Source organism: Pseudomonas sp. GW531-T4 (assembly GCF_017349615.1).
Lineage (GTDB): Bacteria > Pseudomonadota > Gammaproteobacteria > Pseudomonadales > Pseudomonadaceae > Aquipseudomonas > Aquipseudomonas chlororaphis_I.
Genome location: NZ_JACMZT010000011.1, coordinates 108,185 through 133,021 on the forward strand (window position 1 = coordinate 108,185; position 24,837 = coordinate 133,021).

At 64.2% G+C, this 24,837-nt stretch carries 23 protein-coding genes and 1 pseudogene; 15 read left to right on the top strand and 9 right to left on the bottom strand.

Going from position 1 to position 24,837, the window contains the following annotated elements:
• Positions 1 to 65: 65 nt before the first annotated feature.
• Positions 66 to 521 carry a DUF721 domain-containing protein gene (locus tag J4D28_RS11625; RefSeq protein ID WP_009050483.1) on the top strand — a complete coding sequence of 152 codons (456 nt, stop codon included), beginning with the start codon at positions 66 to 68 and terminating at the stop codon, positions 519 to 521.
• 15 nt (positions 522 to 536) lie between these two features.
• Here the strand turns inward: J4D28_RS11625 and J4D28_RS11630 are convergent, their stop codons facing one another.
• A complete protein-coding gene (locus tag J4D28_RS11630) occupies positions 537 to 2,024 on the bottom strand; it encodes a helicase HerA-like domain-containing protein (protein ID WP_009050484.1) in 1,488 nt (495 codons plus the stop codon).
• 180 nt (positions 2,025 to 2,204) lie between these two features.
• Here J4D28_RS11630 and J4D28_RS30680 point away from each other — a divergent pair.
• From J4D28_RS30680 to J4D28_RS11650, 5 genes and pseudogenes are all read left to right on the top strand, one after another.
• A pseudogene (locus J4D28_RS30680) lies at positions 2,205 to 3,236 on the top strand (cache domain-containing protein); the annotation flags it as partial.
• Between the two features lie 93 nt (positions 3,237 to 3,329).
• Positions 3,330 to 4,094, top strand: coding sequence for a methyl-accepting chemotaxis protein (locus J4D28_RS30685; protein WP_371920946.1), 765 nt, complete (start codon positions 3,330 to 3,332; stop codon positions 4,092 to 4,094).
• A gap of 84 nt (positions 4,095 to 4,178) precedes the next feature.
• On the top strand, positions 4,179 to 5,300 hold the full coding sequence (locus tag J4D28_RS11640; RefSeq protein ID WP_016703380.1) for a glycosyltransferase family 1 protein: 1,122 nt from the start codon (positions 4,179 to 4,181) through the stop codon (positions 5,298 to 5,300).
• Positions 5,293 to 6,069 carry a DUF2334 domain-containing protein gene (locus J4D28_RS11645; protein WP_028683246.1) on the top strand — a complete coding sequence of 259 codons (777 nt, stop codon included), beginning with the start codon at positions 5,293 to 5,295 and terminating at the stop codon, positions 6,067 to 6,069. Before J4D28_RS11640 ends, J4D28_RS11645 begins: the two co-directional genes overlap by 8 nt.
• Complete coding sequence (locus J4D28_RS11650; RefSeq protein ID WP_038634698.1) at positions 6,066 to 7,061, top strand: lysylphosphatidylglycerol synthase transmembrane domain-containing protein; 996 nt, start codon at positions 6,066 to 6,068, stop codon at positions 7,059 to 7,061. The genes J4D28_RS11645 and J4D28_RS11650 overlap by 4 nt, the downstream gene beginning before the upstream one ends.
• Here the strand turns inward: J4D28_RS11650 and J4D28_RS11655 are convergent.
• Complete coding sequence (locus J4D28_RS11655) at positions 7,048 to 7,230, bottom strand: hypothetical protein (RefSeq protein WP_009050489.1); 183 nt, start codon at positions 7,228 to 7,230, stop codon at positions 7,048 to 7,050. The two genes, J4D28_RS11650 and J4D28_RS11655, sit on opposite strands and share 14 nt — an antisense overlap.
• Before the next feature lie 109 nt (positions 7,231 to 7,339).
• Positions 7,340 to 8,188: a formyltetrahydrofolate deformylase gene (gene purU, locus J4D28_RS11660; protein WP_007931173.1), complete on the bottom strand. Its 849-nt coding sequence runs from the start codon at positions 8,186 to 8,188 to the stop codon at positions 7,340 to 7,342.
• 338 nt (positions 8,189 to 8,526) lie between these two features.
• Between purU and mvaT the strand changes: the two genes are divergently transcribed.
• Positions 8,527 to 8,901 carry a histone-like nucleoid-structuring protein MvaT gene (mvaT, locus tag J4D28_RS11665; RefSeq protein ID WP_007931174.1) on the top strand — a complete coding sequence of 125 codons (375 nt, stop codon included), beginning with the start codon at positions 8,527 to 8,529 and terminating at the stop codon, positions 8,899 to 8,901.
• A 104-nt stretch (positions 8,902 to 9,005) separates the two neighbouring features.
• On the opposite strand, the gene sbcB is transcribed toward mvaT, so the two are convergent.
• Entirely contained in the window at positions 9,006 to 10,436 is a 1,431-nt protein-coding gene (gene sbcB / locus J4D28_RS11670) for an exodeoxyribonuclease I (RefSeq protein WP_041984455.1), read from the bottom strand.
• A gap of 182 nt (positions 10,437 to 10,618) precedes the next feature.
• On the opposite strand from sbcB, the gene J4D28_RS11675 reads away from it, so the two are divergent.
• From J4D28_RS11675 to J4D28_RS11700, 6 genes are read left to right on the top strand one after another with little or no spacing between them, the layout of a single operon-like run.
• Positions 10,619 to 11,341: an RDD family protein gene (locus tag J4D28_RS11675; protein WP_041984452.1), complete on the top strand. Its 723-nt coding sequence runs from the start codon at positions 10,619 to 10,621 to the stop codon at positions 11,339 to 11,341.
• Positions 11,338 to 12,315 (top strand): stage II sporulation protein M, encoded by a 978-nt coding sequence (locus J4D28_RS11680; RefSeq protein WP_009050492.1) that lies wholly within the window; start codon positions 11,338 to 11,340, stop codon positions 12,313 to 12,315. Before J4D28_RS11675 ends, J4D28_RS11680 begins: the two co-directional genes overlap by 4 nt.
• Positions 12,302 to 13,840, top strand: a complete 1,539-nt coding sequence (locus J4D28_RS11685) for a DUF4129 domain-containing protein (protein ID WP_103331433.1) — start codon at positions 12,302 to 12,304, stop codon at positions 13,838 to 13,840. Before J4D28_RS11680 ends, J4D28_RS11685 begins: the two co-directional genes overlap by 14 nt.
• Positions 13,837 to 15,000, top strand: coding sequence for a DUF4350 domain-containing protein (locus J4D28_RS11690; protein ID WP_009050494.1), 1,164 nt, complete (start codon positions 13,837 to 13,839; stop codon positions 14,998 to 15,000). The genes J4D28_RS11685 and J4D28_RS11690 overlap by 4 nt, the downstream gene beginning before the upstream one ends.
• Complete coding sequence (locus tag J4D28_RS11695) at positions 14,997 to 16,022, top strand: MoxR family ATPase (RefSeq protein ID WP_103331432.1); 1,026 nt, start codon at positions 14,997 to 14,999, stop codon at positions 16,020 to 16,022. Before J4D28_RS11690 ends, J4D28_RS11695 begins: the two co-directional genes overlap by 4 nt.
• A gap of 58 nt (positions 16,023 to 16,080) precedes the next feature.
• Positions 16,081 to 17,412: a DUF58 domain-containing protein gene (locus J4D28_RS11700; RefSeq protein ID WP_103331431.1), complete on the top strand. Its 1,332-nt coding sequence runs from the start codon at positions 16,081 to 16,083 to the stop codon at positions 17,410 to 17,412.
• 3 nt (positions 17,413 to 17,415) lie between these two features.
• On the opposite strand, the gene J4D28_RS11705 is transcribed toward J4D28_RS11700, so the two are convergent.
• Together J4D28_RS11705 and J4D28_RS11710 are read right to left on the bottom strand one after the other, a co-directional pair.
• On the bottom strand, positions 17,416 to 17,775 hold the full coding sequence (locus J4D28_RS11705; protein ID WP_009050497.1) for a PilZ domain-containing protein: 360 nt from the start codon (positions 17,773 to 17,775) through the stop codon (positions 17,416 to 17,418).
• Between the two features lie 152 nt (positions 17,776 to 17,927).
• Complete coding sequence (locus tag J4D28_RS11710; RefSeq protein ID WP_009050498.1) at positions 17,928 to 18,302, bottom strand: tol-pal system YbgF family protein; 375 nt, start codon at positions 18,300 to 18,302, stop codon at positions 17,928 to 17,930.
• Positions 18,303 to 18,459: 157 nt separating this feature from the next.
• Between J4D28_RS11710 and pyk the strand changes: the two genes are divergently transcribed.
• On the top strand, positions 18,460 to 19,911 hold the full coding sequence (gene pyk / locus J4D28_RS11715) for a pyruvate kinase (protein WP_009050499.1): 1,452 nt from the start codon (positions 18,460 to 18,462) through the stop codon (positions 19,909 to 19,911).
• Positions 19,912 to 20,094: 183 nt separating this feature from the next.
• Here pyk and J4D28_RS11720 read toward each other — a convergent pair whose 3' ends face one another.
• The 3 genes from J4D28_RS11720 to J4D28_RS11730 are packed head-to-tail and all read right to left on the bottom strand — an operon-like array spanning position 20,095 to position 22,910.
• A complete protein-coding gene (locus J4D28_RS11720; RefSeq protein ID WP_009050500.1) occupies positions 20,095 to 20,844 on the bottom strand; it encodes an enoyl-CoA hydratase-related protein in 750 nt (249 codons plus the stop codon).
• A 28-nt stretch (positions 20,845 to 20,872) separates the two neighbouring features.
• Positions 20,873 to 21,811 carry an iron-sulfur-binding ferredoxin reductase gene (locus tag J4D28_RS11725; RefSeq protein ID WP_103331430.1) on the bottom strand — a complete coding sequence of 313 codons (939 nt, stop codon included), beginning with the start codon at positions 21,809 to 21,811 and terminating at the stop codon, positions 20,873 to 20,875.
• The gene (locus tag J4D28_RS11730; RefSeq protein ID WP_038576335.1) at positions 21,804 to 22,910 is read right to left on the bottom strand and encodes a diguanylate cyclase; all 1,107 of its coding nucleotides are present in this window, start codon (positions 22,908 to 22,910) and stop codon (positions 21,804 to 21,806) included. Before J4D28_RS11730 ends, J4D28_RS11725 begins: the two co-directional genes overlap by 8 nt.
• A gap of 345 nt (positions 22,911 to 23,255) precedes the next feature.
• Here J4D28_RS11730 and J4D28_RS11735 point away from each other — a divergent pair, with 345 nt between their 5' ends.
• Positions 23,256 to 24,779: a fumarate hydratase gene (locus tag J4D28_RS11735; protein WP_007931196.1), complete on the top strand. Its 1,524-nt coding sequence runs from the start codon at positions 23,256 to 23,258 to the stop codon at positions 24,777 to 24,779.
• The last annotated feature ends 58 nt before the right edge of the window (positions 24,780 to 24,837 follow it).

Genomic DNA, 24,837 nt, shown 5'->3' on the forward strand with positions numbered 1-24,837 from the left:
GATGAACGAGGTCAGGCCGGCGCTTTCTGCTACCATGGCGGCTCTGTAACTTCAGGTGTCTGATCATGGCATTTCGCCCTCTTACGGCCAGAGCACCCGCCGTACTCCTTCGCGAAGCCAAGCCTCTCAAAGCCATACTCGGCCACGCCCAGCGCCTGGCGCACTTGCAGCGTCTGCTGGAAAGCCAGCTGCAACCGGCCGCGCGCGAGCACTGCCATGTTGCCTCCTGGCGCGAAGGCAGCCTGCTGCTGATCGTCACCGACGGCCATTGGGCGACGCGCCTGCGTTATCAGCAAAAACGCCTGCAACGTCAGCTTTTGGAGTTCAATGAGTTCAACAATCTGACGCGAATCCTGTTCAAAGTGCAGCCTCCCACCGTGCAACGCGGTGCGACCGGGCACACCATGGACCTGTCGAGCAACGCCGCCGAGACCATTCAGGCCACTGCCGACGGCATCACCGATCCCAACCTGCGCGCCGCCCTGGAGCGCCTGGCCAGCCACGCCAAATCACGGACGTAACTGGCCAACCGCCGATCAGCGGCGCTTGCTGCCACCCAGCAGAGACCCCATCAGCCCACGCACCAGCTGCCGCCCCAATTGATTGGCGGCCTGGCGCATGGCGGACTTCAGGGCCTGACCGGCGGCGGTACCGAGGAACTCGCCAGCCCGATCGGTAAAGCTCGGCTCCTCGGCGGCCGGTTTGCCTGGCGCAACCTCAGCCTCCGGTGCCAGGCCCTTGCGCCCCATCAGCACTTCATAGGCCGACTCGCGGTCGACCGGCTTGTCATAACGGCCGACCAACGGCGAACTGTTGATCAGCGCCGCACGCTCGGCCTCGGTCAACGGCCCGATGCGCGACTGCGGCGGTGCCACCAGCACTCGCTGGACCATCTCCGGCGTACCTTTTTCCTGCAGGGTACCGACCAGCGCCTCGCCAATCCCCAGCTCGGTGAGCACCGACAGGGCATCGAACGCCGGGTTCGGCCGGAAGCCGTCCGCCACGGCGCGCAAGGATTTCTGTTCCTTGGCGGTGAATGCCCGCAAGCCGTGCTGGACGCGCAGCCCCAGTTGCGCCAGCACGTCGTCCGGTAAGTCGCCTGGCGACTGGGTGACGAAGTACACGCCCACGCCTTTGGAGCGAATCAGCCGTACCACCTGCTCCAGCCGCTCCTGCAACGCCTTGGGCGTGCCGGCGAACAACAGGTGGGCTTCGTCGAAAAACAGCGCCAGCAGCGGCTTTTCCGCATCGCCGCGCTCCGGCAGTTGCTCGAACAGCTCGGCCAGCAGCCACAACAGGAAGGTCGCATAGACCTTGGGCGCCTCGTGCACCAGGCGGCTGGCGTCGAGCAGGTGAATCCGCCCGCGCCCATCACTGGCCGGTTGCAGGATGTCTTCCAGTTGCAGGGCCGGCTCGCCGAACAGGGCTTCGGCGCCCTGCTGCTCCAGGGTGGCCAGGCGCCGCAACAAGGCCTGGCTGGAGCCGGTGGTCATCAGCGCCGCGTCATCCCCCAGCAGCTGCGGGTTGTCCTTGAGGTGGTTGAGCAACGCCTTGAGGTCTTTCAGGTCGAGCAGCAGCAAGCCTTCGCGGTCAGCCACCTTGAATGCCGCATACAACGCCGATTGCTGGCTGTCGGTCAGTTCCAGCAGGCTGCCCAGCAGCAGCGGGCCCATTTCGCTCAGGGTGGTCCGCAGCGGGTGCCCGGACTGCCCGTGAATGTCCCACAACGTGACCGGATAAGCCTGGGGCTTGTGGTTCAGCCACGGCATCCCGGCAATACGTTCGGCAACCTTGCCCTGGGGATTGCCCGCGGCGCCCAGGCCACACAGGTCACCCTTGATGTCCGCGGCGAACACCGCGACACCGGCATCGCTGAAAGTTTCTGCCAGCCGTTGCAAGGTGACGGTTTTCCCTGTCCCGGTAGCGCCTGCCACCAGCCCGTGACGATTTGCCAGGCGCATGGCCTGGGCAATCGGTTGCCCCGCGAGATCGGCACCGATAACGAGTTGCGATGAATCCGGCATTTTGTCACCCATGGTTAATCTTTAGCCTTGACCGGCCGATAGATCAGAAAAGACTGAAAAATAGGCCAGATAATTCCCCAAGGAGAGGTGGAAATATCAACTTACTTTCAACCCCGCCCATTTTGCGCGCTTTTATAAGAGCACGCTCGTGACATTAAGACCTAGCGGACACCACAAGCCATGAACAAAAACCTGCGCTTCAGCCATAAAATCCTGCTTGCCGCCGCCCTCATCGTTATTGCCGCCTTCGCCTCCTTTACGCTGTACAACGATTATTTACAGCGCAACGCGATCCGCGAAGACCTGGACAATTACCTGCATGAAATGGGCGATGTGACCGCGAGCAACATCCAGACCTGGCTCACCGGGCGCATCCTGTTGATCGAAAACCTGGCGCAGAACCTGGCAATCGACCCGCAATCGACCAAGGTCGCCAGCCTGCTCGAACAGAAGGCCTTGACCTCGACCTTCATGGCCTCCTACCTGGGCGATGCCAGCGGCAGCTTCACCATCCGCCCGGATGCGAAGATGCCCGACGGTTTCGATCCCCGGGTTCGCCCCTGGTACAAGGGCGCCGAAAGCAGCAGCGGCTCGACCCTCACCGAACCCTATATAGATGCCGCCACCGGCCAGCTGATCATTTCCGTCGCCACCGCCTCGCGTCATGCCGGGCAGAGCATCGGCGTGGTGGGTGGCGACCTGAGCCTGCAGACCCTGGTCGAAACCCTCAATGCCCTGGATTTCGACGGCATGGGCTATGCCTTCCTGGTCAGCGCCGACGGCAAGATCCTGGTGCACCCGGACAAGGCGCTGGTGATGAAGAGCCTGAGCGAGGCCTATCCGCAGAACACCCCACGCATCAATGGCGACTTCAGCGAAATCGAAGTCGAGGGCAAGACCCGCATCGTCACCTTCACCCCGATCAAGGGCCTGCCGTCGGTGAATTGGTACATCGGCCTGTCCGTGGACAAGGACAAGGCGTTCTCGATGCTCAGCGAGTTCCGCGCCTCCGCCATCATTGCCACTATCATCGCCGTGGCCATCATCATCGCCCTGCTGGGCATGCTGATCCGGGTGCTGATGCAGCCCCTGCACGTCATGACCCGCGCCATGCAGGACATCGCCGACGGCGAAGGCGACCTGACCCGTCGCCTGACCATCCAGAACCAGGATGAATTCGGCATCCTCGGCACCGCGTTCAACCGCTTCGTGGAGCGCATCCACGGTTCGATCCGCGAAGTGTCGTCGGCCACCGAGCACGTCAACGAAGTCGCCCTGCGGGTGGTCAGCGCCTCCAATTCGTCGATGCTCAACTCCGACGAGCAGGCCAGCCGCACCAACAGCGTGGCCGCGGCGATCAATCAGCTCGGCGCCGCCGCCCAGGAAATCGCCCGCAACGCCGCCCAGGCTTCGCAGCAGGCCAGCGATGCGCGCAGCCTGGCCGAGGACGGCCAGCAGGTGGTGGATCGCAGCATCCTGGCGATGAACCAGCTGTCGGACATGATCAGCGCCTCCAGCAGCAACATCGAAACCCTCAACAGCAAGACGGTGAACATCGGGCAGATCCTCGAAGTCATCACCAGCATCTCCCAGCAGACCAACCTGCTGGCCCTCAACGCCGCCATCGAAGCGGCGCGGGCGGGCGAGGCCGGACGCGGTTTCGCCGTGGTCGCCGACGAGGTGCGCAACCTGGCCCATCGCACCCAGGAATCGGCGCAACAGGTGCAGACAATGATCGAGGAGCTGCAGGTCGGCGCCCGCGAGTCGGTCAGCACCATGAGCAACAGCCAGCGCCACAGCCAGGACAGCGTGGAGATCGCCAACCAGGCCGGCGAGCGCCTGAACAGCGTGACCCAGCGCATTGGCGAGATCGACGGCATGAACCAGTCGGTCGCCACCGCGACCGAGGAACAGACCTCGGTGGTGGAGTCGATCAACATGGACATCACCGAAATCAACACCCTGAACCAGGAAGGGGTGGAAAACCTGCAGTCGACCCTGCGTGCCTGTTCCGACCTCGAGCAGCAGGCCGCCCGCCTGAAGCAACTGGTCGGCAGCTTCCGTATCTGACCCTTCCGCCAACCGCCACGGCATCCCGACCGAACATCTATCCTTGATAAGGGTCAACCCTAAGGAGAACACCGGATCGGAGGGATGATCATCGTGCATATCGCTGACATAACCATGTTCTACGCCCCTGCCAGCGGTGGCGTGCGCACTTATCTGGACGCCAAGCATCGTCGCCTGGGACGCCAACCAGGAATCCGCCACAGTTTGCTGATCCCCGGGGCTCACTTCAGCGAACGCGACGGCATCTATAAAGTCCCCGCTCCCGCCCTGCCCTTTGGCAAGGGCTACCGTTTTCCCCTGCGCCTGGGGCCCTGGCGCAATGTGCTCCATGACCTGCAACCGGACCTGATCGAAGTCGGCGACCCCTACCTCACCGCCTGGGCGGCCCTGGATGCCCGCCGCCAGCTGGATGTACCTGTGATCGGCTTTTATCACTCGGACCTGCCGCTGCTGGTCAGCAACCGCATGGGCCCCTGGTTCACCCCGAATGTCGAGGCCTATGTGCGCAAGCTGTACGGCAATTTCGACCGGGTCCTGGCCCCCAGCCAGGTCATGGCCGACAAACTGATCGGCCTGGGCGTGCGCAACGTCTATGTGCAACCCCTGGGCGTGGACCTGCAGACCTTCCACCCGAGTCACCGCGACCCTGGCCTGCGCGCTGCACTGGGGATTGCCGAAGACAGCCGCCTGCTGATCTTTGCCGGCCGTGGCTCCAAGGAAAAGAACCTGCCGGTGCTGCTCAACTGCATGCAGCGCCTGGGCAAGCGCTACCACCTGTTGCTGGTGGGCTCGGCCATGCCGACCGCGGTGCCGGAGAATGTCACGGTGATCGACCAGTTCTGCCCGGCACCTCAGGTCGCCCGCCTGATGGCCAGCGCCGACGCCCTGGTGCATGCCGGGGATCAGGAAACCTTTGGCCTGGTGATCCTGGAAGCCATGGCCAGTGGCATTCCCGTGGTGGCGGTGGCCGCCGGGGCCTTTCAGGAAATCGTCACCGCAGAAGGTGGCCTGCTGTGCGCGCCAAACAATCCGCTGGCGATGGCCCAGGCCGTACAGGAATTGTTCGCCCAAGGCTGTGCCGAGCGAGGCCAACGGGCGCGCCGCCATGTCGAACGCTACTACGCCTGGGATACGGTGGTCGCCAGCCTGCTGGAGCACTACCGCGCCGTACTCGGCACCCAGCAGCCGATGCTGGCCCATGGTTGAGTCCGCCGGTGTGCCCAGCGTGCTGCTGGTCTTGCACGATGTCGCGCCACAGACCTGGATCGACTACCAACCCTTCGTCGAAGCCGTCGACGCCATGGGCAACGTGCCGATGACCTGGCTGGTGGTACCGGATTTTCACCGGCACAACCCGCTCGATGCTCATCCCGGTTTTCGCCGGCTGCTCAGCGCGCGCCTGGAACGGGGCGACGAACTGGTGCTGCACGGTTACTTCCATTGCGATGAGGGTCCACCACCGCGTACCCCGTATGACGGGTTCATGCGCCGCGTGTACACCCATGAGGGCGAGTTCTACAGCCTCTCGGAAAACGCTGCCCTGGCACGCCTGCATGCCGGCCTGGAACTGTTCCAGCGCTATAACTGGCCCCTGCAGGGGTTTGTCGCCCCCGCCTGGCTGATGAGCCCGGGCACACGCCAGGCCCTGCGCCAACTGCCTCTGCGCTACACCAGCGGCCCGCAGCAGCTGTACCGGCTGCCGGACTTCTCGCCGATCGCCGCCCCCGGCCTGGTGTGGAGTGCCCGCAGCGCCTGGCGCCGAAAAGCCTCCCGGCTGGTCAGCCTGCAACGTGAACGACGCTGGCGGCAGGCACCGGTGATTCGCCTCGGCCTGCACCCGGTGGACATGCGTTACCCCGACTCGCGCCAGTACTGGCTGGACACCCTCGAGCGCCTGCTGGAACAAGGACGAAAGCCGCTGACCAAGGCCGACTGGCTCGACACCCAGCCGCCAAGGGCGCGCGGTACCCCATGAGCCGGGCGATCTGGCTGGCCATGGCCTTGCTGGTGGCGATCCTGGTGCCGCTGCTGCTGGGCGGCGGCGAACTGTGGGGGCGAGTCCAGCGTTTTTCCCTGCCGTTACTGCTCGGCATGCTGAGCATGATCCTGCTGTGCTGGGTCATCAATTCGCTGCGCTTGAGCCTGCTGCTGGGCCGACACCGCGGCCAGCTGGGACGCTGGAAGAGCCTCGCGGTGGTGATGTCCACCGAGTTCGCCATCTGCGCCACGCCCGGCGGCAGTGGCGGCCCCCTGACGCTGATGGCCCTGCTGGCGCGCAATGGTGTGCGCCCGGCCCGCGGCAGCGCGGTGTTTGCCATGGATCAGTTGAGCGACCTGCTGTTTTTCCTCTGCGCGCTGCTGGGGATCCTGTTCTACGCGCTGTTCCAGAACCTCAGCCAGCGCCTGGAATGGCTGCTGATCCTCAGCAGCCTTTCGCTGTTCGGCGGGTTATGCATCTGCCTGGCGATAGCCCGCTACCACCGTCGCCTGATCCTGCTCAGCGGCCATCTACTGGCGCCCTTCAAGGTTCGCCCCGCTACCCGTCGACGCCTGGCGCGCAAGTGGCTGCACTTCCTCAAGGCCTTCGGCGACAGCCTGAAACTACCCTGGCAGACCCTGACGGGAGTCTTTGCCCTGACCTGCCTGCATTGGGCGCTGCGCTACAGCGTGCTGTACCTGGCGTTGCGCGGGCTGGGGGTGGACCTGCAATGGGCCTGGACCTTTCTGATCCAGATGCTCGCCCTGAGCGCAGGGCAATTCAGCCTGCTGCCCGGCGGCGCGGGAGCGGCGGAGCTGACATCGGCGGCGCTGCTGGCGCCCATGGTGGGGAAAACGACGGCGGCTGCGGCCATCCTGATCTGGCGGGCCGTTACCTATTATTTCTATCTGCTGGCCGGCGGGCCGGTATTCCTGCTGATGGTCGGGCGCCCCTTGCTGCGCACCCTGATGAAGCTCAAGCAGGCTTAGGCGGGTCTGTATCCGGGGCATCCTGCTGCAACTGCTGCCACAACTCGGCGGCGCCGGGAAACTCGGTACCGTCTTCGACGCTCATGTCGTCCGGGTCGTAGCGACTCAGGCAGCCCTCGCCGAGGGTGGCGGGTGCCTTGGATGTGGCTTTATCCAGTGGATCACTCATCGGCCGATCCTCATCAAAAATCGCCGGGCCTGGAGCTTGGATGCCCGGGCCCGGCGAATTCGATCAGAGCATTTTTTGATCAGAGCACTCTCGATCAGAATACTCTCGATTAGAACACTACAGTCTTGTTGCCGTGCACCAGCACGCGGTCTTCCAGGTGGTAGCGCAGGCCGCGGGCCAGGACCATCTTCTCGACGTCACGGCCGAAACGCACCATGTCTTCGATGCTGTCGCTGTGGCTGACACGGACCACGTCCTGCTCGATGATCGGGCCGGCGTCCAGCTCTTCGGTCACGTAGTGGCAGGTCGCGCCGATCAGCTTCACACCACGCAGGGAAGCCTGGTGGTAAGGCTTGGCGCCGACGAACGACGGCAGGAAGCTGTGGTGGATGTTGATCACCTTGTGCGCGTATTCGCTGCACAGTTCCGGCGGCAGGATTTGCATGTAGCGCGCCAGCACCACCACTTCGGCGTCGTGCTGCTTGACCAGGCGCGAGACCTCGGCGAACGCCGGCTCCTTGTCCTGCGGGTTGACCGGTACGTGGTAATAAGGAATGCCATGCCACTCGACCATGCTGCGCAAGTCGTCGTGGTTGGAAATCACACAGGAGATTTCGCAGTCGAGTTCGTCGCTGTGCCAGCGATGCAGCAGGTCAGCCAGGCAATGGGACTCGCGGCTGGCCATCAACACCACGCGCTTCTTTTGCGCGGTATCGGTGATACGCCAGTCCATCGAGAATTCTTCGGCAATCGGTGCGAAGGCTTCACGGAAGGCTTCAAGGCCGAACGGCAAAGAGTCGGCACGTATTTCGTGACGCATGAAGAACCAGCCGCTCAGGTCATCCGAGTGGTGACTGGCTTCGGTGATCCAGCCGTTGTGGGACGCCAGAAAGTTACTGACTTTGGCAACGATGCCAACGCGGTCCGGGCAAGAAATCACCAACCGAAAAGTGCGCATGAGGGGGAAACTCCAGAACTTCGCAAAGGCCGCCATTCTAGCGATTGCGCGACAAAACTGCAGTATTCGTGATGTCGGAATCCGATTCCTCTGAGCCACCTGTAGGGCTCATGCCCGATGCGAGCGGGAAATCAGTCACACTTGGAAATAGTCCCATAACTCTTTGGGAAATATTCCTGCGGACTCGCTCACAACATTTAACTCATCACTCAGCTTCTTTGCTAAACACTCTAATCAAATTAAATAAAAGCCGGCTTTATTGTTTACTTGGGCAAACTGCCTGACTATTATTACGCCATTATCACCTGCCACTCAGCACTCAACATAAGGCAATTCTCATGTCCCTGATCAACGAATACCGCGCCACAGAAGAAGCTATCAAAGAGCTGCAAGCCCGTTTGAAGAACCTGTCGCAAGACGACAAACTGCAAGCCGAGCTGGAATTCGAAGGCAAACTGCGCGCCCTGATGGGTGAATACTCCAAGTCCCTGCGCGACATCATCGCGCTGCTGGATCCGGACTCGAAAGTTAAGGCGCCACGTGTTGCCGCCAAAACTACCGGCACCAAGCGCGCGCGCAAGGTCAAACAATACAAGAACCCGCACAACGGTGAAGTCATCGAAACCAAGGGTGGCAACCACAAAACCCTGAAAGAGTGGAAAGCCAAGTGGGGCGGCGACGTGGTCGAAGGCTGGGCAACCCTGCTGGGTTAAGCCGTACGCCCGTCACAGAGGGATTTGCGACCTTATGAAAAAACGCCAGCTTGCTGGCGTTTTTTTATTTCCGGCAAATACCCGAAATGTTCTAAGCCGAACAATCAAAGGCCGAAGCGCAGGGCCAGCGACCGGCTGTAATCCTGCCATTCATCCAGCACCTGACGCTGAATCGATGTAGCACTCGCCAGTAGTTCGGCAGCCGCCTGATTGAAACTTTCCAGGGTATTGGGCGCTCCCCACTGCGGGTCGCACAGACGCTGCTGACAGAATGTTTTCCAGCGCTCTTGCTCCTCCCCGTTCAAGGTGTCAGGAAAGTTACGGGCGCGATAACGAAATAATAATTCCGGCAAACGTTCATCATCGAACGGCCATTGCTCTTGCCCTAAATGAACCGGCTCGGCATTGCGCACTTGTTCGCATAAGCGTCGGTCGCGATCACCGATAAAACCGTCGTACAACTGCTGCTCGGGATCGAGGCTGGGAGCAAAATCCTCGCTGGCATAAATCGCCGCAAGTTTATCCCGCCAAACTTCTTGTGCGTCACTTAGCCGCAGCGCCCGGGCCTTATATTCCGCCATGTCCAGTTGCAAGCGCTGCTGGTCTTCGCCGCGCAATACATTCAGCGGCGCGACGACCGGACAGCGGTTGATATGGATCAGCTTCAACGGCACCGGCAGCTCGCCTTCGGCCAGGTCTTCGCGGCGGGTATACAGGCGCTGGCGCAGCGTCTCGGCGTCCAGGTCGAGCAATCCCTGCGGGTCCAGGTGCAGGTCGCAGACAATCAGGGCGTTGCGATTGCGCGGGTGCCAGGCCAGCGGCAGGACCACGCCGACATAACTGCGCGCCGCGGAAAAGCGTCCGGAAATATGCACCAGCGGTTGCATCAGGCGGATCTGGTCCATGACCTTCTGTTTGCTGCGCAACTGGAACAGCCATTCATACAACTTCGGCTGTTTGTCGCGAATCAACTTGGCCAAGGCAATGGTGGCGCGCACATCGGACAGCGCTTCGTGGGCATGCCCGTGATCGATGCCATTGGCGGCGGTCAGGCGCTCCAGCTTCAGGGTCACCCGCCCTTCCTCGTCCCGTGGCCAGACGATTCCTTCCGGGCGCAAAGCATAGGCGGTGCGCACCACATCGATCAGGTCCCAGCGGCTGTTGCCGCCTTGCCACTCGCGGGCATAAGGGTCGAAGAAATTCCGGTACAGGCTGTAGCGGGTCATCTCGTCGTCGAAGCGCAGGGTGTTATAGCCGGCGCCACAGGTGCCCGGCGCCGCCAGCTGGGCGTGCACCCGGGTCATGAAATCGGCTTCGCTCAGCCCCTGCTCGGCCAGCCGGCCCGGAGTAATGCCGGTGATCATGCAGGCCGCCGGATGGGGCAGGATGTCGTCGCTGGGCTGACAATAGAGATTGACCGGCTCGCCGATCTCGTTGAGTTCGAAGTCGGTGCGAATCCCTGCCACCTGCAACGGCCGATCGCAGCGCGGGTTGATGCCGGTGGTTTCGTAGTCGTACCAGAAGATGGAAGTCACGGGCTGTTCCTGAGCAAAAGACCGGCAAAGTCTAGGCGCTTGGCACCGGCCGCGGCCAGCCTTCTTGCGATTCAAGGGTAACGGCGCACGTCACGCGGGACAGTTAATGATGTCGTTCGCCCCTCCGACACTGCTAGCATCAGGCGGTCATCCATCGCCACCAGGCCAGCCTCACGTTGCCTATGCTCGAGACGACAGCACTGCCAGGGAAAGCATTGCCCCCGCCACTGGACACCCGCTACCAGGTCGAAACGCCAGAAGGCATCGACTTGCCGCTGCGGCCAGCGGGGCTGATGCCGCGTGCCCTGGCCTTTGCCATCGACCTGGGCTTTCGCGGCCTGATCCTCGGCGTGCTGTTTATTGTCCTGGGGTTTCTCGGACAGCTCGGCATGGGGCTGGGCTCGATCCTGCTGTTTCTGGTCAGTTGGTGGTACATGGTGCTGTTCGAGGTGTTGAACCAGGGCCGCTCGCCCGGCAAGCAACTGATGGGCCTGCGGGTCGTGCAGGACGATGGCACGCCGATCGGCTGGGGCCCTTCCCTGACCCGCAACCTGCTGCGTTTTGTCGACATGCTGCCGTTCGGTTATTTCCTCGGCGCCATCAGCTGTTTGCAGCACCCGACCTTCAAGCGCCTCGGTGACCTGGCCGCCGGCACGCTGGTGATCTATCGCGAGCAGCCGGTGGTCCGCCCGAACTTGCCCGCCGTGCCCGCCAAAACCGCCGCCTTCGCCCTGAGCCTGGCCGAACAGCGGGCTATCCTCAGCTTCGCCGAACGCCAGGAGCAACTGTCCGCGCAGCGGGTCCAGGAACTGGCCGCCCTGCTCGCCGAACCCCTGCATGTAACGCCGGCGCAGGCCAGTGCCGAGCTCAATGGCATCGCCCGCGGGCTGCTGGGACCGACATGAAACAGAGCCTGTTCGAAAGCCGTCATCAAGCCTTGTGGCAGCGCCTGCGCGAACAGCTCGAGCAACTGGAGCGCGGCCAGGCGACGCCCGAGACCTGCGCCCGCTTCCCTGAGGATTACCGCCGTTTGTGCCAGCACCTGGCCCTGGCCCAGGAGCGCGGCTACAGCAGTTTCCTGGTCGACCCGCTGCAGCAGTTGGCGCTACGTGGCCATCAGCAGCTCTATCGCCAACGCAGCCCGTTGGGCGCCCGGGTCCTGGGCTTCATCCTGGCCGGTTTCCCGCAACTGGTGCGCGAACAGTGGCGCTTCGTCCTGGCCGCCAGCCTGGTGTTCTTTGGCAGCCTGCTGGGTATCGGCCTGCTGGTGTACCTGGTGCCCGAACTGATCTACAGCGTGGTCAGCCCGCAACAGGTGGCCGAAATGCAACGCCTCTACGATCCGGACGCCAGTCGCCTGGGCCGCCTCGCCAACCGGGCCGCCGGCGAAGACTGGATGATGTTCGGCTACTACATCATGAACAACATCGGCATCGCCTTTCAGACCTTTGCCAGCGGCCTGCTGTTTGGCCTGGGGAGCCTGTTCTTCCTGTTCTTCAACGGCCTGACCATCGGCGCGGTGGCCGGCCACCTGACCCAGATCGGCTATGGCGCCACCTTCTGGTCGTTTGTCGTCGGCCACAGCGCCTTCGAGCTCAGCGCCATCGCCCTGGCCGGCGCGGCGGGGCTGAAAATGGGCTGGTCGCTGATCGCCCCCGGGCGCCTGCCCCGCGGCGAAGCCTTGCTGCTGGCCGCGCGCACCAGCGTGCGGTTGATCTGCGGGGTCATCCTGTTCCTGCTGATCGCCGCGTTCATCGAAGCCTATTGGTCCTCCCTGACCTGGCCGGCGCTCTGGATCAAATACCTGGTCGGCGGCACCTGCTGGCTGCTGGTCCTGGCCTACCTGATATTCGCTGGACGCCGTCATGCGCCTGAGTGAAGCCAGCGTGGTGATTCGCCCGCGCACCACCTGGGAAGCCATGGACCTGGGCGTGCTGCTGAGCCAGCGCCACCGGCGCCTGCTGATGACCAGCTGGGCGCTGATCACCTTGCCGGTGTTCGCCCTGCTCAGCCTGCTGCTCTGGGACTCGCCCACCCTCGCCCTGCTGCTGTTCTGGTGGCTCAAGCCGGCCTTCGAACGGCTGCCGCTGTACATCCTCGCCAAGGCCCTGTTCGGCGAAACCCCGACCTTGCGCCAGGCCCTGCGCGAATGGCCCAGGCTGCTCAAGCCGCAACTGCTGGCCAGCCTGACCTGGCGGCGCCTGAGCCTGAGCCGCAGCTTCATCATGCCCGTGGTGCAGCTCGAGGGCCTGAGCGGCGAGGCGCGCCAGCAACGGGTGCGGGTGCTGCAACAGCGTTATGCCGGGGCCGCGCACTGGCTGACCCTGATCGGCGTGCACCTGGAAGGTGTTTTGTGGATCGGCCTGCTGGCGCTGTTCTATCTGCTGCTGCCGCAGCAGATCGAGCTGGACTGGGACTGGCAGACGTTGATCGCCGCCGCCGAGCAGGACTGGCTCTGGCTCGAACACCTGACCAACGCCTTTTATGCGCTGATCCTGATTGTCTGGGAGCCGGTGTACGTCGCCTGCGGCTTCAGCCTCTACCTCAATCGCCGCACGCTGCTGGAAGCCTGGGACATCGAGTTGGTGCTGCGCCGCCTGCGCCAGCGCTTGAGCGGCGTCGCCGTGCTGCTGGTCCTGGGCAGCCTGAGCCTGCTGCCCCTGGCGCCCGAGGCCTGGGCCGCCGAGCCGATCGCCACCCCCGACAGCCCGCGCCTGCTGGAGCAACCGCTGACCAGCCAGGCCGCGAAAGACAGCATCGACCAGATCCTCGACCAGCCGCCCTTCAAGAACCCGCAGACCGTGACCCGTTACCGGTTCGCCGAAGACAGCCCGAAAAGCGCTGAACAATCCGAGCTGCCGGGCTGGCTCAAGGCCCTGATCGATCGGCTCGACAGCAGCGTCTTCGGCGCCGCGGCCAAGGCCCTGGAGATCCTGCTCTGGGCCCTGCTGCTGGGAGCGCTGGCCTTGCTGGTGTGGCGTCATCGCGAGTGGTTGCGGGCCTTTGTCGGCCGTCGAGCGCTGCCTGGCAAGATCCCCGCGCGCGCCGCTCCGCAACAGTTGTTCGGCCTGGACCTCAACCCCGACGCCTTGCCCGAGGATGTCGCCAGCGCAGCCGAAGCGCTCTGGCCACAGCAGCCACGCGAAGCCCTCGGGCTGTTGTACCGCGCGCTGCTGAGCCGGCTGCTGCATGACTTTCGCCTGCCGCTGAAACCGGCGGACACCGAGGGCCAGGTCCTCGAACAGGTCAAGGCCTTGCAGTTGCCCCAGCTCCAGGCGTTCAGCAACAGCCTGACCCTGCACTGGCAGAACCTGGCCTACGGTCATCGCCTGCCTCCCGCGCAGTTGAGGCAGGAACTGTGCGATGGCTGGCGGACCCTGTTCGGCCCGGGAGCCCCACGATGAACCGGCGCCTGCTGCCGCTGCTCGCGCTGCTGATCGCCGGCCTGCTCGGCGGCTTGCTGCTGTACCTCTACCTCAACGCCCGGCCCTATCAGGAAACCATCGATCACGGCCCCTCCCCGCAAGCCCGCGCCAACCCTTACCTGGCGGCGGAAATGTTCCTGCGCCAGCGCGGCTTGCAGGTCCACCACGCCAACGGCCTGGAGGTGCTGCCGACCCTCAAGCCGGAACAGCACAGCCTGTTGCTGCTGGGCGAGCGCTCGAACATGACGCCGCAGCAGGTCGAGCACCTGCTGGACTGGGCCCGGGCCGGCGGGCGCCTGCTGTTCGTCGCCGAAGCACTGTGGAACAAAGAGGCCGGACGCAGCGGCGACCTGTTGCTCGATCGCCTGCACCTGCGCCAGTTTCTCAGCAAGGACCTCAAAGCCCCGCCGCCCGGCGCCGGCAAAGAGCCTTACCCGAAACTGACCAAGCTCTACCTGGAAGACGAAGACGCGCCGGCCTACATCGGTTTCGATACCGACTTCCACCTGGAAGACCCGGACAACCTCGCCCAGTCCTGGGCCAACAGCGCCCGGGCGACCCACATGATGCAACTGAGCTATGGCAAGGGTTCGGTTACCGTGCTCACCGATGCCGAGATCTGGAAGACCCCACTCATCGCCAAGTACGACAACGCCTGGCTGCTCTGGTACCTGAGCGCCGACAGCGACGTCACCCTGCTGTTCGACACCGATCACGACAGCCTCTGGAGCCTGCTGCTGAAGTATTTCCCCCAGGCATTGGTCGCCCTGGCGGCGCTGCTCGGCCTGTGGCTGTGGCATGTCGGGGTTCGTCACGGGCCGATGCAGGCCCCGGCCCCCAGGGCCCGGCGCCAGTTGCGCGAGCACCTGCAAGCCAGCGCCCACTTCCTGCTGCGCCATACCGGCCAGCAAGGACTGCTGCACGCCCTGCGCCAGGACATCCTGCGCCGCGCCCAGCATCGGCATCCCGGTTTCGAACGACTCACCGCCGCCGAACAAGGGCAGGTACTGGCCCGCCTCACCCGGCAACCGGACAGCGTCATCAGCCAGGCCCTGGCTCCCCAGCCGACACAACGCCTTTCCAGCGCCGACTTCAGCCGCCTGGTCACCCACCTGCAAACTCTCAGGAATGCCCTATGAGCGACCTCCCCGCCGAACCGCTTCCCGCCACCGAGCCCGGTCATGCGCAAGCGCATGCCGCCCAGCAACGCCAGCGCGCCAGCCAGTTGGCCCAGGCCCTGCGCCACGAGCTGCAAAAGGTCGTGATCGGCCAGGACGCGGTGATCGACGACGTGCTCACCGCCCTGATCGCCGGCGGCCATGTGCTGCTCGAAGGCGTGCCGGGGCTGGGCAAGACTTTGCTGGTGCGCGCCCTGGCCCGTTGCTTTGGCGGCGAGTTCGCGCGCATCCAGTTCACCCCGGACCTGATGCCCAGCGATGTCACCGGCCATGCGGTCTACGACCTGCAGACTGAGCAGTTCAAGCTGCGCAAGGGCCCCTTGTTCACCAACCTGCTGCTGGCCGACGAGATCAACCGCGCGCCGGCCAAGACCCAGGCCGCCCTGCTCGAAGCCATGCAGGAACGCCAGGTCACCCTCGAGGGCCGGGCACTGCCCATCGCCCAGCCCTTCATGGTCCTGGCCACGCAGAACCCGATCGAACAGGAAGGCACCTACCCGCTGCCGGAGTCCGAACTCGACCGTTTCATGCTCAAGCTGCGCATGGATTACCCGGACAGCGACGAGGAATTGAACATGGTCCGCCAGGTCACCCGCTCGCCCCGGGCCGACATGCTCGACGTGCAGCCGCTGCGTACCCTGCTGCAGGCCAAGGACGTGCTGGCCCTGCAGCGGATCGCCAGCGACCTGCCGCTGGACGAGCAGGTCCTCGACTATGCCGTGCGGCTGGCCCGGGCCACCCGCAGTTGGCCTGGGCTGACCCTCGGCGCCGGGCCGCGCGCGTCGATCGCCCTGGTCCGCGGGGCGCGGGCCAGGGCCTTGCTGCGCGGCGGCGAGTTCGTCATTCCGGACGACATCAAGGGCTGCGCCCTGGCGGTGCTACGCCATCGCGTGCGGATCGCCCCGGAGCTGGATATCGAAGGCCTGTCGGTGGAGCAGGTGCTCAAGCAACTGCTCGATCAAGTGCCGGCACCGCGACTGTGAGCTTTGTGACCTTGAGTTTCATGACTATGAGCTTCATGACTGCGAGCCCGCCGAAGCGATGAAACCCACACGCCTGTTTCTGACCTGGCTTGGCGTATTGCTGGCGCTGGACGTGCTGCTCGGCGCCGCGCGCGCCTACGGCCTGGCGGTCGCCGCCAGCCTGCAAGCGATTGCCTGGGGCCTGCTCCTGGCCCTGTTGCTGCTGGCCATGCTGGATGCCTTCAGGCTCAGGCGCCTGCCTTCGCCCCAGCTCCAGCGCCAGTTGCCCGGCAGCCTGCCCCTGGGCCGCTGGAGCGAAGTGCGCCTGGAGGTTCGCCACGACTTTACCCAGCCGCTGACCCTGGAACTGTTCGATCATGTGCCGGATGGCCTGGGCTTCGAATACCTGCCGCAGTCGCTGCTCCTGGAGCCGGGCCAGTCGCAGGCGCTGGGTTATCGGGTGCGTCCGCTCAAGCGCGGCCATTTCAACTTCGAGCGCTGCGAGATCAGCCTGCCCAGCCCGCTGGGCCTGTGGTCGGCGCGTCGGTTGCTGAAGCTCAACGACAGCACGCGCGTCTACCCGGATTTCGCCCGTCTCTACGGCGCCCGGCTGCTGGCCGTCGACAACTGGCTGAACCAGATCGGCGTACGGCAACAGCCGCGTCGTGGCCTGGGCCTGGAGTTCAACCAGCTGCGCGAGTTTCGCGAGGGCGACAGCCTGCGCCAGATCGACTGGAAAGCCACCGCCCGGCAACGCACGCCGATTGCCCGCGAGTACCAGGACGAACGCGACCAGCAGATCGTCTTCATGCTCGACTGCGGCCGACGCATGCGCAGCCAGGACGGTGAACTGGCGCATTTCGACCATGCGCTCAACGCCTGCCTGCTGCTCAGTTATGTCGCCTTGCGCCAGGGCGACGCGGTGGGCCTGAGCACCTTTGCCGGCGAACGCCGCCGCTACCTGGCGCCGGTCAAGGGCGCGGGCCAGTTGAGTGCCTTGCTCAACACTGTCTACGACCTGGACAGCAGCCAGCGCTGCGCCGACTTCCAGGCCGCCGCCAGCGAGCTGCTGGCGCGGCAGAAACGCCGGGCCCTGGTGGTGCTGGTGACCAATCTGCGGGACGAGGACGACGAGGAACTGCTGACCGCGGTCAAGCGCCTCGGGCGCCAGCACCGGGTGCTGGTGGCCAGCCTGCGCGAGGAAGTCCTCGATCAGCTGCACCAGGCGCCCGTGCACAACCTGCCCGACGCCCTGACTTACTGCGGCACGATCAATTACCTGAATGCCCGTGCCGACCTGCATGAGCGCCTGAGCGCCCAGGGCGTTGCCCTGCTCGATGTGCGGCCGGGTGAACTGGGGGCGGAACTGGTGACCCGTTACCTCAGCTGGAAAAAGGCCGGGACGCTGTAACGGTCAGGCGGAGGTCTGCAACGGGTAGAAACTGAAGTAGCTGCGCAAGGCCGTCACCAGCTCGCGGTACTCGGGAGGCGAACGCAGCAGCACGAAGCCGGTGTCGTAATGATGGGGCGTGACATCTTCATGGCACCAGCGGCAGGAGGCAGTGATCTCGATCGATTGCAGCTGGCCGTCGCGGCCGGGCACCTGCAGGCGCAACTCGAAGTCGGCGCCGATCAGCATCGGCAACTGGCTGATCAACATGAAGCCGTCTTCGGAGACGTTGCCCAGATAACCGATGGGTCGATCGGTCAGCCGATTGAACACTTTCAAAAAACACGGCAACTGGTGCCGCTCGATCCGCCGGTCCGTGAACATGTCATGCATCGCTATTCAAGAAGGTCATTCAACATCGTCGCGCCGAGGACTGTCGGCCCCGGTCGGCCCATTTTAGAAACAATACTCTAAAACAGGCTCACAGATGTTAGCTCAAGGCTCATGCGGGATCAGCAATAGCCTGATGACGATTGTTACAACGCGGTCGGACGCGCTTGAGCGCTGCCGCGCGAAGGGAAATGCCCCAGTTGCTGCAGGGTTTCCAGGCGCGCGCGGGCGCGGTAGGCGTATTCGCTGTTGGGGTGCTCGGTGATGATGTACTGATAGGTCTGCGCCGCATCGAGGAACAGCTTCTGCCGCTCCAGGCACTGTCCGCGCAGCATCGATACCTCGGGCTGGATATAAGGGCGCGAGCGACTCGTGCGGTCGACCTGGCTCAGTTCGAGTATCACCCGTTCGCAGTTGCCGGCGTCATAGGCGCGGTAGGCGGTATTCAGATGATGGTCCATCGACCAGCGGGTACAGCCGACAACACTGACGGCCAGGGCAGCAATGAGCACGAATCGCATGGGGGTTCTCCTGTCTTGTGCACGTTATCGACCCGCGTTGGAAAATCTTCAGGAATGTTCGTTTAAAGAAACAAACGAATAAGTAGTGCAAACGAACAATGACTACAGCTGCGGACCATAGTAGCCTCTCGTTGCGCTTGAACTCAGGAGTCTTTGCATGTCCGTCCGTCGTACCAAAATCGTCGCTACCCTTGGCCCGGCCAGTAACTCGCCGGAAGTTCTCGAACAGCTGATTCTGGCTGGCCTGGACGTCGCCCGCCTGAACTTCTCCCATGGCACCCCGGACGAGCACAAGGCTCGCGCCAAGCTGGTGCGTGACCTGGCCGCCAAGCATGGCCGCTTCGTCGCGCTGCTGGGTGACCTGCAAGGCCCGAAGATCCGTATCGCCAAATTCGCCAACAAGCGCATCGAGCTGAAGATCGGTGACAAGTTCACCTTCTCCACCAGCCACCCGCTGACCGAAGGTAACCAGGACATCGTCGGCATCGACTATCCGGACCTGGTCAAGGACTGCGGCGTGGGCGACGAACTGCTGCTCGACGACGGCCGCGTGGTGATGCGCGTCGAAACCGCCACCAGCACCGAACTGCATTGCGTCGTGACCATCGGCGGCCCGCTGTCGGACCACAAGGGCATCAACCGTCGCGGTGGCGGCCTGACCGCCCCGGCCCTGACCGAAAAAGACAAGGCCGACATCAAGCTGGCCGCGGCCATGGACCTGGACTACCTGGCCGTGTCCTTCCCGCGCGACGCCGCGGACATGGAATACGCCCGCCAACTGCGCGACGAAGCCGGCGGCACCGCCTGGCTGGTGGCGAAGATCGAGCGCGCCGAAGCCGTGGCCAACGACGAAACCCTCGACGGCCTGATCAAGGCCTCCGACGCCGTGATGGTGGCCCGTGGTGACCTGGGCGTGGAAATCGGCGACGCCGAGCTGGTGGGCATCCAGAAGAAAATCATCCTGCACGCGCGTCGCCACAACAAGGCGGTGATCGTCGCGACCCAGATGATGGAGTCGATGATCCAGAACCCGATGCCGACCCGCGCCGAAGTGTCCGACGTGGCCAACGCCGTGCTCGACTACACCGACGCCGTGATGCTGTCCGCCGAATCCGCCGCCGGCGCCTACCCGCTCGAAGCGGTCCAGGCCATGGCGCGTATCTGCATCGGCGCGGAAAAGCACCCGACCAGCAAGACCTCCAGCCACCGCATCGGCAAGACCTTCGAGCGCTGCGACGAGAGCATTGCCCTGGCCACCATGTACACCGCCAACCACTTCCCGGGCGTTAAAGCGATCATCGCCTTGACTGAAAGCGGCTACACCCCGCTGATCATGTCGCGTATCCGCTCCTCGGTGCCGATCTACGCGTTCACCCCGCACCGCGAAGCCCAGGCCCGCACTGCGATGTTCCGTGGCGTCTACACCATCCCGTTCGACCCGGCATCCCTGCCGCCAAGCGAAGTCAGCCAGAAGGCCATCGACGAGCTGGTCAAGCGCGGCGTCGTGGAGAAAGGCGACTGGGTGATCCTGACCAAGGGCGACAGCTACCACACCACCGGCGGCACCAACGGCATGAAGATCCTGCACGTTGGCGACCCGATGGTCTGAGTCCCCCTGATGCAACAATAAAAAGCCCCGCAGTGAAGACTGCGGGGCTTTTTTATGGATCCTGCGAACCTGTAGGAGCGAGCGGGCGGCGATCCGACTTGCCCGCGATAGCTACACCGCGGTCCACCAGAAACAACGCGTTGCCCGCGATCGCGAGCAAGCTTCGTTCCTACAAGACTGGAATCAGCCCTTGGCAAGAAACCCCGACAAGGCAGCCAGTGCTTCCGGCGAATGCAGGCGCTGGGTGAACAGGGTGCCCTCCTCCTCGATCACCTTGCGCAGTTGTTCGCGATCGGGCGTGCGCATCAGCTGCTTGCTGATCTGCACCGCCTGCGGCGCCAGCTTCTCGAAACGCAGCGCCATCTCCCGGGCCTTGTCCAGGGTCGCCACGCCATCGGCCAAGGCCAGGTTGGCAATGCCCCACTGCGCCGCCTGTTCACCGCTGAAACCTTCGCCCAGCAACAACAGCTCGGCGGCCCTGGCCGGCCCGAGCAGGCGCGGCAGGATCAGGCTGGAACCGAACTCGGGGCACAAGCCGAGATTGACGAAAGGCATGCGCAACCGCGCATCGCGGCTGACGTACACCAGATCGCAATGCAGCAACAGGGTGGTGCCGATCCCCACGGCCGGGCCCGCGACCGCGGCGACCACCGGCTTGCGGCATTCGAACAGGCTGCGCATGAATTGGAAGACCGGGCTGTCGAGCCCGCTGGGCGGCTGCTGGAGGAAGTCGGCAATGTCGTTGCCGGCGGTAAAGCAGTCGCTGCTGCCGCTGAGCAGAACCGCACGGACCTCAGGGTCGGCGTCGGCTTGTCGCAGTCCTTCGGCCAACTGGCTGTACATGGCCCGGGTCAGGGCATTTTTCTTGTCCGGGCGGTTCAGACGCAGGGTCAGCAGCCCGCCCTCGCGTTCAAGCAGGATGGTATCGGTCATGGGGGTCTCGCTCAGGCCGGATCAGCGCTCAACCACGGGGCAGGAATACGTCGGCCAGCAGTTGATTGCGCGGCAGCCCCGCCAGGTACAAGCGTCGGGCGAAGGCATCGACGCTGTCGGGGTGCCCGCAGAGTAAGGCCTGGGTTTGCCGCGAAACAAGCCGCAGTTGTGCCAAAGCCGCTGGCAGCTCGGTCGCGGTCCACAGCTCGACACTGAGGTTGGCGCGGCCCGCCGCCAGCGCCGCCAGGGGCTTGGCCAGGTAATGTTCGCTGGCGTCATGGGCCAGGTGAATGACGCGGATGGCGCCCTGATGATCCTGGCGCAAGGCCTCGCGCAGGATGCCGAACAAGGGCGCCAACCCGGTGCCCGCCGCCAGCAGCCACAATGGCCGGGTTTGCCAGTCCGGGTCGTAATGCAGCGCCCCGCCGCGCAGCTCGCCCAGGCGCAGCCCATCGCCGGGCTTGAGCTGGCGCGCCGCGTCGCTGAACTCGCCGGGCTGGCGGCAATCGAGGTGGAATTCGAGAAAACGGTCTTCGCCGGGCAGGCTCGCCAGCGAATACGGCCGCGCCACGCCGGAGGCCGTCCACAGCACCAGGTGCTGGCCGGCCTGATAACGCAGGTTGCGCTCCGGCTGCAAGCGCAAGCGCAGTACCGTGGCCGACAGCCAGTCGACACCCACTACCTCGGCCGGCGCGCCATCGCGCAGCGGGTCGTAGGTTTCGACCCGCAGGTCTTCCACCACCTGACACTGGCAAGCCAGCCGCCAGCCGCGCTGGCGCTGATCGTCGCTCAGGGCATCGGGCCGGCTGTCGCTGGGCAGGCCCTCGACGCAATGCACCAGGCAGGCGTGACAACTGCCGGCGCGGCAGCTGTAAGGCACCGCCACGCCGGCCTGATTCAAGGCATCGAGCAGATTGCTGCCGGCGGCCACCGACCACTGCCGCTCACCGACACGCAGCTCAGGCATCGATATTTTCCCAGGCCGCGGCGCAGCGGTTGCGCCCGTCGCGCTTGGCCCGGTACAGCGCCTGGTCGGCACGTTGCAGGGCGTCGTCCAGATCGTCGCCCAGCTCCACCAGGGTCATCCCCACGGACAGGCTCAGCCCATGCACCTCGACCCCGATCAACTGGGCATCCATGAACGCCACGCGCAGACGCTCGCAGCAGGAGGTCAGGCGTTCGGGATCGCAATCGGGCAACAACATGACAAACTCCTCGCCGCCGTAGCGGGCCAATACATCGCCATCGCGCAAGCAGGCGCTGGCCACGGCGGCGAACGCCTGCAGCACCTGGTCACCGGCGGCATGGCCGTGCACGTCGTTGATCCGCTTGAAGTGATCGAGGTCGATCAGCGCCAGGCCATGCATCTGGTCCAGGCTCATCGCGTGCAATTCGCGCGACGCCAGCCGCAGGAAATGCCGTCGATTGTACAGGCCGGTCAGTTCGTCGGTGGCAACCAGGTCTTCCAGTTGTCGCATCATGCCGCGCAAGGTGTCCTGGTGCGCCTGCAAGGCGAAGCGCCGTTGCCGCATGCGCTGTCGGGAAGCCTGCACATAGCTGGCATACAGGCACAGCCAGATCAGCACCACCAGCAGCACGCACACCTGTAGTACGGCGAGCATCGGATCGGCCAGCCGGAAGTGGTAGCCGTCCCACAGCGTGATCCCGGCAAAGCCGATGAAAATGCACAGGGCGCACCGCACGAAGGCCCGGCGCGGAAGATGGAACAGGCCGAACAGCAGCGTCAGCAGATAGAACACCAGGAAGGTGCCGCGCGCCGTATCGAGGTGGGCCAGCAGCCAGGTCTGCCAGCCGATGGCCAGGAGGATCTGGATCTCGGTCAGGCTCGGGTCGCGAAAGCGCAGGTTGCGCCCGGACACGAACAGCCAGAGCAGCACCGCCTGGCTCAGCACCACCAGGCCGGTATCGATCAGCGCCGAACGCAGCGGCGCCGAGTAGTAGCCGCTGAAAATCGCCAGCCAGAGCAGCAGTAACGCCAGTCCATAGGTACCCGCCGCAAGAACGAAGCGCTTGAGTAAAAGACTCTGGATAGCGTTATGGGTCAATCGTTGACTCACCATGCGAAAGGGGGCTTTAAAGAGTTTCCTACCCTACAGGCCACTTGCCACTTTAGTGGTGTCGCCAAAAAATAACTATCCCATTTTTGTCCCCGCCCAGCGCCATCCCGCCCCGGGCGCGCCCACCGTCATGCCTGGCAGGCATGTCCCGGGCATGCGACTTTGGTTTGACTGCCGGCGCGTGTGCCTGGCCCCGAGGCGCGGTATACTGCCGCGCCTTTTTAGCGTCGCGCCAGTGTGTCCGGCGTGCCTTGAAGGTGTTTGCAACCGACCGATGCACCCAAGCTGCAAGCACCTTATTAAATGTTCCCGTCTTTTAGAGGAGCGCGACTCATGACCGTGATCAAGCAAGACGACCTGATTCAGAGCGTTGCCGACGCCCTGCAATTCATTTCCTACTACCACCCCGTGGATTTCATCCAGGCGATGCACGAAGCCTACCTGCGCGAAGAATCGCCAGCGGCCCGTGACTCCATGGCGCAGATCCTGATCAACTCGCGCATGTGTGCCACCGGCCACCGCCCGATCTGCCAGGACACCGGTATCGTCACCGTATTCGTACGCGTGGGCATGGACGTGCGCTGGGACGGCGCGACCATGAGCCTGGACGACATGATCAACGAAGGCGTGCGTCGCGCTTACAACCTGCCGGAAAACGTCCTGCGGGCCTCGATCCTCGCCGACCCGGCGGGCGCTCGTAAAAACACCAAGGACAACACCCCGGCGGTCATCCACTACTCCATCGTTCCCGGCAACACCGTGGAAGTGGACGTGGCGGCCAAGGGCGGCGGTTCCGAGAACAAGTCGAAGATGGCCATGCTCAACCCGTCCGACTCGATCGTCGACTGGGTGCTGAAGACCGTTCCGACCATGGGCGCCGGCTGGTGCCCGCCGGGTATGCTCGGCATCGGCATCGGCGGCACCGCCGAGAAAGCCGCGGTGATGGCCAAGGAAGTGTTGATGGAATCCATCGACATCCACGAGCTGAAGGCCCGCGGCCCACAGAACCGTATCGAAGAGATGCGCCTGGAGCTGTTCGAGAAGGTCAACCAGCTGGGCATCGGCGCCCAGGGCCTGGGCGGCCTGACCACCGTGCTCGACGTGAAGATCATGGACTACCCGACCCACGCCGCCTCCCTGCCGGTGTGCATGATCCCGAACTGCGCCGCGACCCGTCACGCGCACTTCGTGCTCGACGGCTCGGGCCCTGCGTCCCTGGAAGCGCCACCTCTGGACGCCTACCCGGAAATCGTCTGGGAAGCCGGTCCGTCGGCCCGTCGCGTCAACCTCGACACCCTGACCCCGGAAGAAGTGCAGAGCTGGAAGCCGGGCGAAACCGTCCTGCTCAACGGCAAGATGCTCACCGGTCGCGACGCCGCGCACAAGCGCATGGTCGAGATGCTGAACAAGGGCGAAACCCTGCCGGTGGACCTCAAGGGTCGCTTCATCTACTACGTCGGCCCGGTCGATCCGGTCGGTGACGAAGTGGTGGGCCCGGCTGGCCCGACCACCGCGACGCGGATGGACAAGTTCACCCGCCAGATCCTCGAGCAGACTGGCCTCTTGGGCATGATCGGCAAGTCCGAGCGCGGCCCGACCGCGATCGAAGCGATCAAGGACAGCAAGGCCGTGTACCTGATGGCCGTCGGCGGCGCTGCCTACCTGGTGGCCCAGGCGATCAAGAAGTCCAAGGTCCTGGCCTTTGCCGAACTGGGCATGGAAGCGATCTACGAGTTCGAAGTCAAAGACATGCCGGTCACTGTCGCGGTCGACAGCAAAGGCGAGTCGGTGCACATCACCGGTCCTGCCATCTGGCAGAAAAAGATCAGTGAAAGCCTGGCGGTAGAAGTGCAGTAAGCGCTTGCTGGTCACCCAAGGCGGCGTTGCTCGATGAGCAGCGCCGCCTTTTTCATGC

Excerpts from the sequence above, each read along its gene's own strand:
- J4D28_RS11695 (WP_103331432.1), top strand. The coding sequence starts at position 14,997 with ATGAGCGACCTCCCCGCCGAACCGCTTCCCGCCACCGAGCCCGGTCAT.
- J4D28_RS11705 (WP_009050497.1), bottom strand. The coding sequence starts at position 17,775 with ATGTTCACGGACCGGCGGATCGAGCGGCACCAGTTGCCGTGTTTTTTG.
- J4D28_RS11630 (WP_009050484.1), bottom strand. The coding sequence starts at position 2,024 with ATGCCGGATTCATCGCAACTCGTTATCGGTGCCGATCTCGCGGGGCAA.
- J4D28_RS11720 (WP_009050500.1), bottom strand. The coding sequence starts at position 20,844 with ATGACCGATACCATCCTGCTTGAACGCGAGGGCGGGCTGCTGACCCTG.
- J4D28_RS30685 (WP_371920946.1), top strand. The coding sequence starts at position 3,330 with ATGCTCAACTCCGACGAGCAGGCCAGCCGCACCAACAGCGTGGCCGCG.
- J4D28_RS11690 (WP_009050494.1), top strand. The coding sequence starts at position 13,837 with ATGAACCGGCGCCTGCTGCCGCTGCTCGCGCTGCTGATCGCCGGCCTG.
- pyk (WP_009050499.1), top strand. The coding sequence starts at position 18,460 with ATGTCCGTCCGTCGTACCAAAATCGTCGCTACCCTTGGCCCGGCCAGT.
- J4D28_RS11700 (WP_103331431.1), top strand. The coding sequence starts at position 16,081 with ATGAAACCCACACGCCTGTTTCTGACCTGGCTTGGCGTATTGCTGGCG.
- J4D28_RS11675 (WP_041984452.1), top strand. The coding sequence starts at position 10,619 with ATGCTCGAGACGACAGCACTGCCAGGGAAAGCATTGCCCCCGCCACTG.
- J4D28_RS11650 (WP_038634698.1), top strand. The coding sequence starts at position 6,066 with ATGAGCCGGGCGATCTGGCTGGCCATGGCCTTGCTGGTGGCGATCCTG.
- J4D28_RS11655 (WP_009050489.1), bottom strand. The coding sequence starts at position 7,230 with ATGAGTGATCCACTGGATAAAGCCACATCCAAGGCACCCGCCACCCTC.
- mvaT (WP_007931174.1), top strand. The coding sequence starts at position 8,527 with ATGTCCCTGATCAACGAATACCGCGCCACAGAAGAAGCTATCAAAGAG.
- J4D28_RS11640 (WP_016703380.1), top strand. The coding sequence starts at position 4,179 with ATGATCATCGTGCATATCGCTGACATAACCATGTTCTACGCCCCTGCC.
- J4D28_RS11645 (WP_028683246.1), top strand. The coding sequence starts at position 5,293 with ATGGTTGAGTCCGCCGGTGTGCCCAGCGTGCTGCTGGTCTTGCACGAT.
- J4D28_RS11735 (WP_007931196.1), top strand. The coding sequence starts at position 23,256 with ATGACCGTGATCAAGCAAGACGACCTGATTCAGAGCGTTGCCGACGCC.
- J4D28_RS11680 (WP_009050492.1), top strand. The coding sequence starts at position 11,338 with ATGAAACAGAGCCTGTTCGAAAGCCGTCATCAAGCCTTGTGGCAGCGC.
- purU (WP_007931173.1), bottom strand. The coding sequence starts at position 8,188 with ATGCGCACTTTTCGGTTGGTGATTTCTTGCCCGGACCGCGTTGGCATC.
- J4D28_RS11710 (WP_009050498.1), bottom strand. The coding sequence starts at position 18,302 with ATGCGATTCGTGCTCATTGCTGCCCTGGCCGTCAGTGTTGTCGGCTGT.
- J4D28_RS11725 (WP_103331430.1), bottom strand. The coding sequence starts at position 21,811 with ATGCCTGAGCTGCGTGTCGGTGAGCGGCAGTGGTCGGTGGCCGCCGGC.
- J4D28_RS11685 (WP_103331433.1), top strand. The coding sequence starts at position 12,302 with ATGCGCCTGAGTGAAGCCAGCGTGGTGATTCGCCCGCGCACCACCTGG.
- J4D28_RS11625 (WP_009050483.1), top strand. The coding sequence starts at position 66 with ATGGCATTTCGCCCTCTTACGGCCAGAGCACCCGCCGTACTCCTTCGC.